This is a genomic window from Streptomyces sp. NPDC003248 (assembly GCF_055563235.1).
On record NZ_JBVHDT010000026.1, the window covers coordinates 1 to 13,847 of the forward strand.

Annotated in this window: 14 protein-coding genes; 8 read left to right on the forward strand and 6 right to left on the reverse strand. The window is 71.6% G+C overall.

Annotation, left to right across the window (positions count from 1 at the left end; translation table 11 throughout):
- Window positions 1-247: 247 nt before the first annotated feature.
- The 6 genes from ACZ3KJ_RS34475 to ACZ3KJ_RS34500 form a co-directional block, all read right to left on the reverse strand.
- Window positions 248-985, reverse strand: a complete 738-nt coding sequence (locus ACZ3KJ_RS34475; protein WP_467532795.1) for a hypothetical protein — start codon at window positions 983-985, stop codon at window positions 248-250.
- A gap of 1,367 nt (window positions 986-2,352) precedes the next feature.
- Entirely contained in the window at window positions 2,353-3,762 is a 1,410-nt protein-coding gene (gene dnaB / locus ACZ3KJ_RS34480; RefSeq protein WP_467532797.1) for a replicative DNA helicase, read from the reverse strand.
- An 86-nt stretch (window positions 3,763-3,848) separates the two neighbouring features.
- A complete protein-coding gene (locus tag ACZ3KJ_RS34485; protein WP_467532799.1) occupies window positions 3,849-4,973 on the reverse strand; it encodes a hypothetical protein in 1,125 nt (374 codons plus the stop codon).
- 889 nt (window positions 4,974-5,862) lie between these two features.
- Window positions 5,863-6,210 carry a hypothetical protein gene (locus ACZ3KJ_RS34490; protein ID WP_467532801.1) on the reverse strand — a complete coding sequence of 116 codons (348 nt, stop codon included), beginning with the start codon at window positions 6,208-6,210 and terminating at the stop codon, window positions 5,863-5,865.
- 68 nt (window positions 6,211-6,278) lie between these two features.
- A complete protein-coding gene (locus ACZ3KJ_RS34495) occupies window positions 6,279-6,839 on the reverse strand; it encodes a UTRA domain-containing protein (protein WP_467532803.1) in 561 nt (186 codons plus the stop codon).
- 58 nt (window positions 6,840-6,897) lie between these two features.
- Complete coding sequence (locus tag ACZ3KJ_RS34500) at window positions 6,898-7,692, reverse strand: GntR family transcriptional regulator (protein ID WP_467532804.1); 795 nt, start codon at window positions 7,690-7,692, stop codon at window positions 6,898-6,900.
- 652 nt (window positions 7,693-8,344) lie between these two features.
- Between ACZ3KJ_RS34500 and ACZ3KJ_RS34505 the strand changes: the two genes are divergently transcribed.
- From ACZ3KJ_RS34505 to ACZ3KJ_RS34540, 8 genes are all read left to right on the forward strand, one after another.
- A complete protein-coding gene (locus tag ACZ3KJ_RS34505) occupies window positions 8,345-8,764 on the forward strand; it encodes a hypothetical protein (RefSeq protein WP_467532806.1) in 420 nt (139 codons plus the stop codon).
- A complete protein-coding gene (locus ACZ3KJ_RS34510) occupies window positions 8,761-8,889 on the forward strand; it encodes a hypothetical protein (RefSeq protein ID WP_467532808.1) in 129 nt (42 codons plus the stop codon). The genes ACZ3KJ_RS34505 and ACZ3KJ_RS34510 overlap by 4 nt, the downstream gene beginning before the upstream one ends.
- On the forward strand, window positions 8,886-9,206 hold the full coding sequence (locus ACZ3KJ_RS34515) for a hypothetical protein (protein WP_467532810.1): 321 nt from the start codon (window positions 8,886-8,888) through the stop codon (window positions 9,204-9,206). Before ACZ3KJ_RS34510 ends, ACZ3KJ_RS34515 begins: the two co-directional genes overlap by 4 nt.
- Entirely contained in the window at window positions 9,203-9,625 is a 423-nt protein-coding gene (locus ACZ3KJ_RS34520) for a hypothetical protein (RefSeq protein ID WP_467532811.1), read from the forward strand. Before ACZ3KJ_RS34515 ends, ACZ3KJ_RS34520 begins: the two co-directional genes overlap by 4 nt.
- Before the next feature lie 65 nt (window positions 9,626-9,690).
- Window positions 9,691-11,535 carry a hypothetical protein gene (locus ACZ3KJ_RS34525; protein ID WP_467532813.1) on the forward strand — a complete coding sequence of 615 codons (1,845 nt, stop codon included), beginning with the start codon at window positions 9,691-9,693 and terminating at the stop codon, window positions 11,533-11,535.
- Window positions 11,536-11,599: 64 nt separating this feature from the next.
- Complete coding sequence (locus ACZ3KJ_RS34530) at window positions 11,600-12,064, forward strand: hypothetical protein (RefSeq protein ID WP_467532815.1); 465 nt, start codon at window positions 11,600-11,602, stop codon at window positions 12,062-12,064.
- A 4-nt stretch (window positions 12,065-12,068) separates the two neighbouring features.
- A complete protein-coding gene (locus ACZ3KJ_RS34535) occupies window positions 12,069-12,290 on the forward strand; it encodes a hypothetical protein (RefSeq protein WP_467532816.1) in 222 nt (73 codons plus the stop codon).
- A 477-nt stretch (window positions 12,291-12,767) separates the two neighbouring features.
- Window positions 12,768-13,847: hypothetical protein (locus ACZ3KJ_RS34540; protein WP_467532817.1), on the forward strand; the 1,080-nt coding region annotated here is incomplete at its 3' end.

The window sequence follows — 13,847 nt, forward strand, 5'->3', positions numbered from 1 at the left end:
TGGCCAGCCCCTCGTCTGATCTTCACGCTAGGCCCACGACGACCATGATCAATCTCAGCGCCAACCACGGTTCCAGTGATCCCCGGGGCCGGACCAGCCCGGCGACGGTTGGACCTGTTGGACCCAACAGGTCCAACAGGTGCGCTCCGGTGGAACCGCACCGCGCAACGGGCGGAGGACAAAGCCCCGGCACCCTGTGGGGCACGGGCGCGCTGGCGCAGGGCAGCGCCGGTTGGACCTGTTGGGGTCAATGGGGCCATTCCTTGGGGGTGTCCGCGCTGTGGCGTGCGGCGAGCAGCTCGTCCAGGAGCGCGAGGACCTCGGCGCGGGCGGTGGCGGCCGGGGTGCCGGCGGCGGGGAGCTCGCCGTCGACGGGGTCGAGGATCCGGCGCAGCGCCTTGAGCCGGGCGGCGAGGGCGGGCCCGTCGAGCTCGCGGTGCCAGGAGGTCAGCCGCTCGGCGGAGGCGGTGCGGGCCAGTCGCTCCCACGCGTCGTCCAGGCAGGCCAGGGACCACACGGCGGCGCGCAGCCGGGCCTCGTTGGTCCGGCACCAGGCGTCACCGGCACGGTCGCGGGCCCGCTCGGCACGCTGGCGCTCGGGGTAGCGGTCGCCGCGGTAGCTCGCGGCGTCGCGCTCCAGGCGCACGAACCGGCTCTCCGCGCTGGAGCGGGAGGCCAGCCCGAGGTGGTCGGCGACCTGCTGCCAGGAGGCCCCGCGCTCGCGGGCGGCCCGGGTGAGATCGCGCTCCAGGGTGTCCAGCGCGGCCCGCGCCTCGTCGAGCTGGGTGAGCGCGGCCAGGACGTCGTCGGCCGGCACCTCCGCCTGCTCGGCGTCGTCGAGGCCGTACCGGTCGGCGGCCGCGCGCACCGCGTGCATCACGCGGACCGGCTCGATCCAGTCGCGGCCGCCAGCGTACTTCGCCAGCAGCAGCGCCTCGGCGTCCTGCAGCAGCTGCTCCCGGTCCTCCGGATCGATCTTCCCCATGCCGCGCAGCCTGCCACCGCACCGCCCCCGTCCGCGAATCGCGGACGGGACCCAGCGGCGTTCCCTCGGGGAACATCGCATATGCGGATGATCTACCCCAAAGAGGCGGCTCACCAGGCCGGATGCGCGAACCGGCCACCGAAGGGATCATGGGGAACAGGCCCGAGACGGGGCGTGAAGGGGGTCAGGAGCGCCGAACTCGGCGTCAGCGTCGGGGAGTGCCGATCAAGCTCTCTGAGCCGCACAGCGCCGCTCAGAGACGTTCCGCCCCGCTCCTGTAAGTCGCCGCGCGAAGCGCGTCTGCAGTCATCGGCGGAGCCGATGGGGCTTGGAAGGTCGGGCCCGTAGGGCTCCTTTCTATGCCTTGACCTGCACTGACTTCCCCAGGGAGGCCCCACAGCGAGGCCCCGTCACCCGAATGGGTGACGGGGCCTCGCCCCCTCTACCGAGCTATTAACAGGCCCTTGCGCTCATTACCGGTCGGTGTTGTCAAGCCCATGAGCCCTGGTCGCCCGACTCTCCGCCGTCAGCAACGCAGGTCACGACCTCGGCTCGCTGCGCGAGGGGGTCAAGATCGTTTACGCCGGGACGGACCTGAAAGGTGTCCTGACCTGGGGTAGTGGGTGCGGTGCCAGCCGCACCCACTACCCCCGTCCGGGGCCGCAGGGGCCCGTTAATAGCCGGTGCTGTCCGGCGGGGGTGCGGGAGCGTCTCGAGGGCGAAGTCTGCGGAACCGTGCGATAGGAGCCGGCCCGCAGACCGGGGCCGGGCAGGAGCAGCAGCAAGGAGGCCGGTGTCGTTCCGGCGAAGCCGCCGTCTCTCTCCTCGCCGTTCGTCCGGCGGACCCCCACGACCACCGTGACCGTGAGGTCGGTGGTGCGGGAGAGAGAAGAACTTATTGGGGGGGCTTATTAGGGGAGCGCGTTTGCGCAGGTCAGCACCGTGGTGGTGATTTTTTTCCGTCCGGTCCGGTCGGAAATCCGTCCAGGTGGGTCGGAAAAACGGCCATCGAAACGACCTGCACAGATGCCGCATCGTGCCTGGTCGTTTCGATGGCCGGATTTCCGGCAGGCGCCCCGTCGGCCGGTGCGCCGGCCCCGGACGACGAGACGTGCAGAACCGTGTGCCGGGCCCCCGCCGCGGCCCGGCACACGCAGGAGCACCAGGGCGGCCTGGCGGCGACGGCGGACCGGCTCCGGGAACGACAGAGCCCCCGGCGCGCAGGAGCGCCGGGGGCGGAGCCGGTGTGTGACTACGAGGACCACCGTGCCAGCCGAAGCGGACAGCGTCGCGTCCTCGCCCAGCCGCCGGGCAGCCCGAAGACGTGCCCGGCCGTACGGTCATGGTTTGTGCCGTTCTATGACGATTTAGGACGAAGTGGTCTCAGACGCCATGTCGACGAACCGGCTGTAATGCCCCTGGAAGGCCACCGTGACCGTCGCCGTGGGCCCGTTGCGGTGCTTGGCCACGATCAGGTCGGCCTCGCCCGAGCGGGCCGACTCCTTCTCGTACGCGTCCTCGCGGTGCAGCAGGATCACCATGTCCGCGTCCTGCTCGATCGAGCCGGACTCGCGCAGCTCGCTGATCTGCGGACGCTTGTCGGTGCGCTGCTCCGGGCCGCGGTTGAGCTGCGAGAGCGCGATGATCGGGATCTCCAGCTCCTTGGCCAGCAGCTTCAGGTTGCGGGAGATGTCGGAGACCTCCTGCTGCCGGTTCTCCGCGCGGCGGCCAGCACCGGACTGCATCAGCTGCAGGTAGTCCACGATCAGCAGGTCCAGACCGCCCTTGGCCTGCTTGATGCGCCGGGCCCGCGAGCGGATCTCGGTCAGCGACAGGTTCGGGGAGTCGTCCACGATCAGCGGGGCGCCCTCGATGGCGGGCGTGCGCTTGGCCATGCGGGTCAGGTCGTCCTCGGTCACCGTCCCGGACCGGATGTGGTGCAGCGCGACGCGGGACTCGGCGCTGTAGAGGCGCTGGGTGATCTCGGAGCGGCCCATCTCCAGGGAGAAAAACGCCGAGGTCAGGCCGTTCTTGATGGAGGCCGTGCGGGCGACGTCCAGGGCGAGCGTCGACTTGCCCATGGCCGGGCGGGCGCCGATGACGATGAGCTGCCCGGGCTGCAGGCCGTTGGTCATCGCGTCCAGGTCGACGAAGCCGGTCGGCACGCCGGTCATCTTGCCGGTGCCCTTGATCCGGGCGTCGAGCTGGTCCCAGAAGTCGGGGACGTCCTCGCGCACGTAGGCGTAGCCGGCGGTCTGCTCGCGGGTCGCCAGAGCGTCGAGGACCTCGGCCTCCACCGCGCTGCGGACGTCGTCGATGTCGCCCTCGCCGGAGTAGGCGACCTGCGCGATCCGGGTGCTGGCCTCGATCAGGCGGCGGCGCACGGCCCGCTCGTGGACGATCTCGGCGTAGTACGACGCGTTCGCCGCCGTCGGCACCGTCTGGACCAGGGTATGCAGGTAGGAGGCCCCGCCGACCTTGGTGATGTCACCGCGCTTGGTCAGCTCGGCGGCCACCGTGATCGGGTCGACCGGCTCCCCCTTGCCGTACAGGTAGAGGATCGCGGCCTGGATCGTCTCGTGCGCGGGACGGTAGTAGTCGCGCTGCTGTAGCGGGGTGTCGAGGACGTCGGCGATGGCGTCCTTGCTCAGCAGCTGGCCGCCGAGCGCCGACTGCTCGGCGTCGATGTCGTTGGGCGGGACGCGGTCGAAGCCGTCCTCCCGGCCCGAGGGGCGGAACTCGTCGTCAGGAGCGGCGTGGGGTGCGACGATGGACATACGGATCTCCTTCGTGGGGTCTTCTGTGGCGGCCGGTTCTTGACGGGAGTGGCCGCCACAGGTGTGTTCGGATCGTGGCGCGGGGGTCATGCGGGCTGGCCGGCGCGCAGCCGGTCCAGCAGGGCGGCACCGTCGACCGGCGCCGGTTCGGAGGCTTCACGCCGCCGGCGGTCACGCTCGTCGGCCGCGCAGCGAAGGCAGTCCTCCGCCTCGAAGGACGGATGGGCCTGGCACATCTCGACGGCCGGACGGCCCCGCTGCCCGGGCACCGACGGCTGCGGCGCCTCGGGGAAGGTCATCGCGTCCTCCAGGACCTTCCAGGTCGGCTTCATCCGGCCCATCCACTCAGCCACCTGGCACAGGTGCTCGACGTCGGCACCGGCCTCCAGGAGCTCGACGGCCTCGGCGGCGATCAGCGCGGCGCGCTTCGGCAGGAACGGACGCCCGCCGGCCTTCATGCCCTCTGCCCACGCGTCCACCACCGGCTTCGCCGCCGAGGTGTCGCCGGGAACGTCGGTCCCGACGTCCTCCTGGTCCTTCTTCGGCGCGGCCTTCTTGGGCGCCGTCTTCTTCGGGGCGGCGGCCTTCTTCGCCGGGGCCTTCTTGCCCGCCGGGGCCTGCTTCGCCGGGGTGTCGCCCTTCGGCTCCTCCGGCTCCGGGGCCGGGGCCGGACGGTCGGCGGCCGTCTGCACGACCTGGTCGCCGCGACGGGTGTGCAGCGGAGGCTGCGGCGGGTTCTCCCGCCAGTCCGGCGTGTACGCGTCGAGCTTGTCCCAGACGTTGCGCCAGCCCACGTACGCGTCCGGCGGCAGATCGTTGACCTGGTAGGTGCGGAAGGAGTTCTGGATCCCGCCCCTGCCCGTCGACTTCACCAGGTGCCCGTCCTCGGGGTTCACGACGAGGTTGTGCTCGGCGAGCAGCTTCAGCGCGTCCTTGACCATGGTCGGGCTGCACGGCTTCTTGTTGATGCCCGGCAGGAGGAAGCAGAGCTGGTCCACCGACATCCGGCGCAGGCCGCCGCCCTTGCGCCGGACGTTCTCCCGGACCATCGCGCGCAGGATCATGTACAGGTGCAGCGCGGTCCGGGTCATCTCCGGCAGCAGCAGCACCCAGTCACGCACCTGCGTGTGCGTCCAGTAGTCGTTGAGGGTACCGATGAGCTCGAACTCCTCATCGCCGCCGTCGTCCATCAGCTCGGGAGAAGTCGTCATCGGGCCACCGCCTCGGCGGCCGGGGCGGACACGACGTCGTTCGTAGTCGTCACGCGGCCGTTGTACGCGCCGAAGCGGACACCCCCATCGGGGCAGGTCATCGGGTTATGAGAGCAAGATGTAATCAACACGGCGCCTTCGTACGCGGTCGCGACGGTTACCGTCGCGGGCTCCGCGGAGGCGAGCCGGAGGGGGCGGTGCTGCCGGTGGTGCATGGGGTGCGAACTCTCCCAATCGGGTAAGAGCCGCACGTCGGTGATCATCACCAGGTAACCGGACGGGCCTACGAGTGGTGCTGCGTAGACCTCAGGTTCCCGGTTACTCTGACTACTGGTGACCGGGCCCTGCGGGGTGAAGGGAGCCCGGCGTTACCGCCGACGTACGACTCAGGGTCTGTGGCTTGGAGGGCCGGAAGCTGAGTCAAGGCAGTTCAAGGTCGAGGGCCGCTCCTGTTGGCGCAGGGGCGGCCCTCGGCGTTACGGGGCGCGTGCGTGCATGTCGACCATGGTTGAGTCCTCCCGCCGGTTGAGGAAACCGGCGTTGAGCTGGTACGGAGCGCGGGGGCATCTGGTGATCGTGCCGGACACCGGTGTCGTGTTGTACCGGGTTTCCGGCGCGGATACTCCGAGATTTCGTTCGCCGGGAGAGGACTTGCGATGCCGTCCCGCCACGCGGGAAGCGCGGGGCCGTGTCGGCGTAGCGCCGTGTCCCGCTGGCCCACCGTCGGTGGGTACGCGTAGCCTGCTGAACATCGCAGGCACCTCCAGGTACATGGTGGGTGCTTGATCGCGGGCCGGGCTCTCACACACCGGCGTCGCGACCGGCAGGCCCCCGCGGGGGCCTGTTCGCGTTTCCGGCACATCTTCCTCTTCCGGAGCGTGCGGTGGGGTCAGCCCGCTGGTTTCGGCGAGTCGTGGCATGCGCCGCGGGCCTGGACCAGGTGGGCGAGCGAAGTGCCCAGTTCGCCGTACAGGGCAACCGGATCATCGGTGTCCTTCAGGGCCTGCGCCTGGTCGGCCGCGTCGGCGGCGCGCTCAAGTTCGCGAGAGGCCACCGGAGGAAGGACCCCGGCGCGGCTGTGCGCACGGAAGGCTTGAGCGATCTCGCCAAGCCCGACGCTGGCAGGGATGGGGCCAGGGCCGACGGGGGCCGTCGAGGTCGTGAGCCAGCCGTCATCGGCGAGCGCCGACAGCAGCTCGTTGACGATCTCGGGGGCGGAGAGACGCGCGGTGCTCATCCGTCGATCCTTTCAGAGAGGGGGTGGCGGGCCCAGGCGTGCAGCCGGGGCCCGGCCCTATCAGGCGGTCAGACCAGGGAGACGGAGTACCGGAGCTTCCAGCCGTCCGACAGCACGTGCTGGGTGACCTCGACGACGCGGCCGTCCTCGGCGCGGCCGACGTGGTTGATCGTCAGGACCGAGGCGCCGGCCTGGAGACCGAGTGCCTCCGCCTCGTCGGCCGTGGCCGCGCGCAGAGCGACGTCCTCGGTTGCCTCGGTGCCCTGGTCGAACCCGGCCTCGCGCATCCGGCTGATGATGCCGCCGACTCCGGTGTCGACCTGCTCGATGCCGGCGGCCTCGGCGACGTCCACGGGGATGTACGTCGTGGCGAGCTGGATGAGGCGGTCGCCGTCGTACATCTTGCGGGCGCGGACTACTACTTCGCCGTCGCTGCCCAGGATCTCGGCCACGTCAGCGGGCGCGGTCGCGCGCCGGACGTCGACCTCGGTCCGAGGCGTTCCGCCGCTGCGGCGGATCTCGGCGTCGTAGGCGCCGTGCGCTCCGTTCTCCTCGCGCTTCTCGGTGCGGTACCGGCTGCGCGCGTCCCGGAGGACGACCCCGTCGGTGCCGATCGTGTTGCTAGCCATCCGAACTGTGCTCCTTGCCTTGGTTGGTTGAGTCTCCTGGTGCCCGTGCAATGCCGGGCTACGAGCCGATGACCCACTCGTACGCCAGCCGCCACTTCGTACGCGGCATGACGTGCAGGCAGATCTCGACGATCCGGCCCTCGGCGGTCAGTCCCTGGTGTGTGATCTCCAGGACCGCCTGGTCGGCCGGGATGCCGAGCGCCGCGGCCTCCGCCTCGGAGGGGGCGCGGACCTCGATTTCCTCGCGCAGACGGACCTGCGCGTAGCCGGCCTCCGCCAGCCTGGATTTGCTTCCGCCGGGGCCGGTGTTCTGCTCCTCCAGCTGAGGACACTGATCAACGACGTCCGGCGGGAACCAGGAGGTGGCGAGCTGCACCACCTCGCTGACGTCGTCGTTGTCGGGGCGGGCGACAGGCATGACGCGCTCGCGCTTGAGGGCTTTCGCCGCGTGGTGGAGCCCGAGTAGATCGGCGACCCGCTTCGGTGGACGCTCGCGAGCGATCACTGTGGGCAGAGGCTTGTAGACCAAGCCCAGCCTTTTGATCTCGGCGTCGAACGCACCGACGGCACCGCCCTCAGACCTGGCCGTCGGGAGGTAGCGGCTGGTGCCGTCCCGCAGCACCTTGCCCAGCACGAGGCTGACGTACGTGCCTTTGCCACGACGGGAGAACACGAGGCCCTGGTCTTCCAACAGGCCGTAGACATCACGTGCCGTCTGGTACGCGATTCCTTCCGCAGCCTGCAGTTCCGGAACGCTCGGCAGTGCTGATCCGGGCGTGTACACGCCCCGTTCGATCTTCGCCGCGATGTTCGCGGCGATCCGTGGCACCTTTCCGGGCTCTCGCTTCCCCACGTCAGTCTCCGTCTCTTTCGGTATGGGACTCCCTCCCACGACGCGGCCCAGCATGACATGTCTAGTTGTCTTCCGAAAGCCGGGAATCGAGCGAACCGACTTTTGCCCATAAAGCCGCAGGTCAAACGGCTGCACGTCCGACACTTAACTAGACAGGTTGACAGTCGTAGAGACGGGTGCGTTAATCGAATCGCTCACTCCGCCTGACTAGTTAACTCAGGGGGCGGGGCGCGCAGCACAGCCATGTCTTGACGGCGGCGTCGGCGGAGGTCCCTCGCGGGGCTGAGGCTGGCTGACCCTCGTTCCTTGAGAACTCCACAGAGGACGCACCGCAGCCTGAACACGGGCAGAGCGGCCGTCAGAAGTACGCAGGCAACAGTGACAAGCCGTAGGCCCTGCCGCATACGAGTGAAGCAAGCACCTTCTCCCAATGCCGTCCTTGCGGGGCGGGTGGAGCCGAGACGTGCGGTGAGACAAGGGCAAAGATCGCGGGCCCCGTAGGCGTTTGCGACCGGTTCGAGTCCGGTCCGGGGCGCGGCGGCAGGGATGCCGCTCAACTGCGCCGCCCAGACGGCGCGACCCCCGGCACGGCGCTCCACACGCCATATGTGCCGGGGGTCCACGGATCTCCAGAGCAAAGGAACCGATCCGCATGACCATCTTCGCAGTAACCAACGCTGCTCCGCTGCGGCCCCAGGCCGTGACCGACGGAGTCGACGACGTCGTCGCCGAGGCGTGGAGCGTGTTCGGTGAGGTCCAGGACCTGGCGCGGCTCGGCGTCGAGGTCGCGGTGACCGTCCGCCCCGGCGAGATCGTGGCGGACCTGGTCGTCCGCAAGGAGGCCGCGCACCTGCTGTCCACCCTGGTGAAGGAGCTGGAGGACAGCGGCATCACCCGGACCGAGAACGGCTTCCGGATCGCCGGGACGATGTGCCAGGGCAACGTGAGCCTGCGCGTCATCGTCGACAGCTCCGAGGTCACCGTCGAGCAGATGGAGGCCATGGTCGCCGTGGTCGACGTCGACTTCGACGCGTACGCCGGCGGCGACGAGTACACGGAGCGGGCCGCATGAGCGCCGAGTCCGCAGCCCAGGCTGCCGCCGAGGCGGCGCGCAAGGCAGAGGAGGCCAGGCAGCGGGCCCAGGCCGAGCTGCAGCGTCACGGTCAGGCGATGTCCGGGGTCAGGGGGCGCAAGTGAAGCTCCGTTTCCCGTTCCGCGTCGTCCGCACCCGCACGCTCGACGAGCTGCGCGAGAAGGCCGACGCCACCGACACCGCGATCGTGCACAGCGCGGCCGCCCTGTTCGCCCTGCAGACCATGCAAGGCGACCGCGACGGGGTGCTGAAGCTCCTGAACCGGATCGTTGACGACCTCCAGGTCCACATCCTGCGCCGCCACCTCGCGGTGGAGCTGCTGCAGGCGATCGACACGACGGGGCTGCCGCACGAGGTGGCCGAGCAGATCCGCACCGCACGCGAGGCCCTGGCCCGGGGCGGAGAAGAGGTCACAGCATGAACAGCGTCCTGGTCAGCAGGCCCGTGATGGCCGTAGAGAAGTTCGTCCGGGAGCACGGCGACGTCGAGACGTGGTCGTCGGTCGACTGGGAGGTCCACCAGAACCTCACGGAGATCGCGCTGGCCCGCGGGCCGGTCGGCAGCCGCCGCCAGAAGGCCGGCCGCCGGGCGGCGGCGGTGGCCGTGTTCGGCTACGCCTTCGCGCTGTACGCGGTCACCGAGCTGGTGTCCGCGATCCGCGGACCGAAGCCGATGCGCCTGCACTTCCACCTGGCCCGCGTGGGCAGGGGGCCGGGCCGCCGGGCGGATGACCGCCTGCGTTACAGCGGCGACCTCGTGTTCCGCCAGCAGGTCATCCGCGTCGCCGTCCGGAGCGGCGACGCGGTCGACCGCCTGGCCGCTCGCCTCGCCCGCCGCTGAACAACGGACCGCACCGCACACCAGATGACCGCCGGGAGGCGGCCATCCGCATGAAAGGAGCTCGCGTGGCGGCCCGAACCGGCACCACCCGCAGCACCCGGAAGAACACGGCGGCCCGCAAGCCGCCGGCCAAGACGACGACACCCCCGCCGCAGCGCCGACCGGCCGCTGAGGCACCCGTGCCGCCGAGCCCGGAGGTGCGGGAAGAGGCGGAGGCCCGGCTCGCGGACATGCGGGACCGGGCGGCCGACCTGATGGACCGGGCCGCCGACACCCTCGACCTGGCGCGGCAGCAGGCGGCCGAGGAGACGGCGCGGCTGATCGCCACCGCCGAGGAGACGGCCCGCACGATCCGGCAGAACGCGGCCGCCGACGCCAGGAAGGTCCTGGCCGAGGCCGGGGGCGAGGCGGACACCGTCCGCGCCGCCGCCGGCCAGGAGGCCCGAGACCTCCTCGACGCCGCCCGCGCCGATGCGGAACGGGCGGCCGAGGAGATCACGGCGGCCGCCGAGGAAGAGGCGCAGGCCCTGCTGGCCGGGGCTGAGGACCAGGTGAGCGCCGTGCTCGCCGAGGCCGAGCAGCGGGCGACCGCCCTGGTGGACATGCGCCGGGCATCGGCCGAGGCCGCCTACCGAGGCGCCCTGGACGACGCCGCGAAGATCCTGGGTGAGGCCCAGGACCAGGCGGCCGAGATCAAGGCCCGGCGGGCCGTGCTCGACACGGAGCTGGACATCGCCAGCCGGTCGGCGCGGCTGGAGCTCAACGAGGAACTCGCCGAGCGCCGGGCGCAGATCGACGCCGAGCTGGCCCGGTACCGCGAGGAGACCGAGGCGGCCCGGGCGCAGATCGAGGCGGACTTCCGCAAGCTGGGTGAAGCCCACGAGCGGGAGCGCCAGGCGCAGCGCGGCAGGCTCGACGCCGAGGCCGAGCAGCTGCGCACGAAGGCGGTGGCCGACGCCAAGACGGCGGCCGCCGGGATCCGCCAGCAGGCAGACGAGGTGCTGCGGCAGGCGGAGCAGGAACGGGATGCCGCGCGGGAGGCCCGCCGTCTCGCCGAGAAGCGGGCGGCGAGCCTCAAGAAAGAGCGGTCCCGGGGCGACGTCATCAAGCAGGTCAGCCTCTGGGCCGGCCTGGGCGCGGTGATCATCCTGACCGCGTCCGGTGAGTGGGCGTTCGCCAGCATGGTCGGCCTCGGCAACACCCCGATCGGGGACGCCGGATGGGCCCTGCCGGTCGGTCTCGACATCTACGCCGTGACCGCGTTCCGCAAGAAGAAGGACGTGCCGTTCGCGCTCGGTCTGATGGCCGCCACGAACCTGACGTATCACGTGGCGGACATGACCGGCGCCGGCATGAAGGTGGTCGACGGCAAGGAGCACCCCAGCGTCTGGCTCATCGCCGTCGCGGTGATCGTCGTGGTCGCCATCGTCTGGCGGATCCACCGCCTGCTCGAAGACGACCACGAGGACACCGCGAAGCCCGCGCCGACCGGTACCGCCGACGCCGACACCACCGGTAGCGGCACCGGCCAGCCGGGCGGCGGGGACACCGGTAACCCGACCGGTGCCCCGTCGTCTACCGGTAGCGGTAACGGCGGCGGTAATCCGGGTTCTACCGGTAGCGGTAACCCGACCGGTAATCCGGGTTCTACCGGTAGCGGTAAACCGCGTTCTACCGGTGGCGGTAAGCCGGGCGGTACCGGTGGCGCAAGCCCCGGAGGTACCGCCCGCCCGCGCGGCGGTAAGCCCGGCAGGCCCGGCGGCCCGAGCGCCGAGCAGCGGGCAGCGGTAAGGGCCCGCGCCGCCGAGATCCTCTCGGCGGGCGAGACCCCCTCGCCTACCGCCCTCGCCGCCGAGTTCGGCGGCCTCGACCCCGAGTGGGTCCGCAACCAGATCCGCGCCGTCCGCTGATGCGGTACGGCGCGGGCCTGGCCCTCCCCTCCCCTTCCCCAAGCACACCAGTGAGAGGACGCGCATGAGCGCCGCCGACAACGCCGACAAGTGGACACCCGACCGCCTGGAGACGCACGTCGACCGGGCGATTCACCTGGAGCAGCGCCGAGCGCAGCTCCAGCCGATCGTGGACGACCTGCGCCGCCTGGCCCGCGAGATGCAGGCCAAGCTCAAGGAGGCCGAGGCCATCGAGGGCGACTTCCTCGGCCAGTCCCGCATCCGGGCCTGGAACACCGCCCGGCCGCTGTTCAAGGCCGCCGACGACGTCGAGAAGGCCCTGGCCGACCTGGTCTCCTTCAACGCGCGCTTCCAGCGGTCCTACGAGGACCTGCCGGACAAGCGGGCCGAGAAGCGCCAGCGCAAGGCGCTGGCCAAGGGCGGGCAGCAGCAGGCGATCGCCTCCCCGCCGCCCGCCGGTGAGCAGGCCGCTTCCCCGTCGACCGGCCAGTACGGCGGGGTCTTCGACGGGCTGCGGAAGGGAGCCTGAGCCGGTGGCCGCCCAAACCAAGGCAGAACGGACGGCGGCCAACCGCCTGGCGCACTTCGAGCGGCGCCAGGCGGAGCGGGCCGCGCGAGGCCCGCGGGGACTCGCCGAGTCCTGGATGGAGCGGGCCCGCGCGGTCGCCGCTTCTCGAGAGGAGAACGGCGACGCGGAGGCATGGAACGACCTCTCCCGCACGATCGCCAACTGGGTCGCCCGCTACGAAGCGTGACCGGGCGGGTCAATCAATCCAACGTTCAAACCCGGCTGTGACCGCCTCGCGCACGCGTAATGCGGACGCGCGGACACACGGGCGCGCGGACACGCGCGCGCGTACGCGAGGCGGTCACAGTCTGTCAACCCCTTTGGAGATCGAATGAGCGACGACGAGGGCCGGGTGATCCCCTTCCGGCCTGCGGCTGGAGCCCCTCCGCCGCCTCCGCCACCGCCCCCGGCACCACCCCCTCCGCCGACGGCTCCGCCCCGGCCCGCAGCTCCGCCCGCCCCGCCGCGACCGGCGGCGGCCCCGGCGGCGGCCGCACCGGCCGCCGCGCACCCGACCCTCGCCATCCCCGCGCCCGCCTCTCCGCCGCCGCCGGTCCCGGCCCTGCCCGCGACCGGCGGCGGGCCGGCGATACCGGCGACCTTCCGGTCCGGGGGCACAGCCGACACCGGCGACGCCTCCGGCCGGGAGGGAGCCCGCACCGCGATGGTCGTCGCCATCGGCATCGCGGTCGCCGCCCTGCGCGGCATGAACCAGTGGCTGGGTGACCGCCGCCAGCGCTTCCAGGACCAGGCACCTGTCCGGGAGGCCGCCGCGAAGGCCAAGGCCGAGCAGATCAAGGCCCAGGCCGAGCACGCGGCCGCCCTGCAGAAGATCAGCCACGACGCGACGCAGGCCCGCGCCAAGGGCGGGGCCTCCGGGAGCGGATCGGGCGGGTCGAAGGGCGGCGGCGGGAAGTCCGGGGGCGGTTCCTCGGGCGGCGGGAAGTCCGGAGGTGGCAGTTCGGCCGGGTCGAAGGGCCCGGGCGGCAAGGGCAGCACGACCAGCCCCTCCGGCGGTACGGGCAAGAAGCCCGGCGGGAAGGACTCGCCGGGCTCCGGCCGCCCGGGCGCCTCGACCTCGAAGGGGTCCGGCGGCAAGGGGCCGGAGGCGAAGAAGCAGCAGGACAAGCCGTCCAAGGGGATCAAGTCCCCGATGGGCGGCAAGTCCTCGAACTCCAGCGGCTCCAGCCCGGCCCTGGAACGGGCCCGCGGCCGCCAGGAGCGCAAGGCGGCCGGTCAGCAGGAGCGGGCTCAGCGGCGCGCGGCCCGGCAAACGGCCCGGCTCGAGAACCGGGCCAAGGACCAGGACGCCGCCCGCGACCGCGCGAACGCCTCGAAGGACGGCCGCCGGGCGGCGCGGGACAAGGTCCGCAACGCGCGGATCGAGGCACGGGGCGCCCGCAAGCAGCAGGCCGCCGACGCGCGGTTCGCGGCCAAGGAGAAGGAGCGGGAGGCCAAGCGGCAGAAGAAGGAGGACGCCAAGGCCGCCGAGCCGGACCGCACCTCGCTCGGCGCGGCCGCCGCGAAGACGGCCAGGCGCCGACTGAAGAAGCGCCGCAAGAACCTCGCCCCGCCGGTCCTGTCCAAGGTCTCGCGCAAGAAGGGGAAGGGGAAGAAGGCCCAGTCCGCCCCGGCGGCCGCCGCTTCGGGAAAGGGCGCCTCGACGGGCCCGGCGAAGAAGGCCGGCGGCAAGGGCAAGAAGGCGCCGGGGGCGAAGAAGCCGAAGGCCAACCTCAAGAAGGCC

What these genes read in the sequence shown, in the direction of transcription:
- ACZ3KJ_RS34475 (WP_467532795.1), bottom strand. Translation starts at nt 985, where the DNA reads ATGGGGAAGATCGATCCGGAGGACCGGGAGCAGCTGCTGCAGGACGCC.
- dnaB (WP_467532797.1), bottom strand. Translation starts at nt 3,762, where the DNA reads ATGTCCATCGTCGCACCCCACGCCGCTCCTGACGACGAGTTCCGCCCC.
- ACZ3KJ_RS34485 (WP_467532799.1), bottom strand. Translation starts at nt 4,973, where the DNA reads ATGACGACTTCTCCCGAGCTGATGGACGACGGCGGCGATGAGGAGTTC.
- ACZ3KJ_RS34490 (WP_467532801.1), bottom strand. Translation starts at nt 6,210, where the DNA reads ATGAGCACCGCGCGTCTCTCCGCCCCCGAGATCGTCAACGAGCTGCTG.
- ACZ3KJ_RS34495 (WP_467532803.1), bottom strand. Translation starts at nt 6,839, where the DNA reads ATGGCTAGCAACACGATCGGCACCGACGGGGTCGTCCTCCGGGACGCG.
- ACZ3KJ_RS34505 (WP_467532806.1), top strand. Translation starts at nt 8,345, where the DNA reads ATGACCATCTTCGCAGTAACCAACGCTGCTCCGCTGCGGCCCCAGGCC.
- ACZ3KJ_RS34510 (WP_467532808.1), top strand. Translation starts at nt 8,761, where the DNA reads ATGAGCGCCGAGTCCGCAGCCCAGGCTGCCGCCGAGGCGGCGCGCAAG.
- ACZ3KJ_RS34520 (WP_467532811.1), top strand. Translation starts at nt 9,203, where the DNA reads ATGAACAGCGTCCTGGTCAGCAGGCCCGTGATGGCCGTAGAGAAGTTC.
- ACZ3KJ_RS34530 (WP_467532815.1), top strand. Translation starts at nt 11,600, where the DNA reads ATGAGCGCCGCCGACAACGCCGACAAGTGGACACCCGACCGCCTGGAG.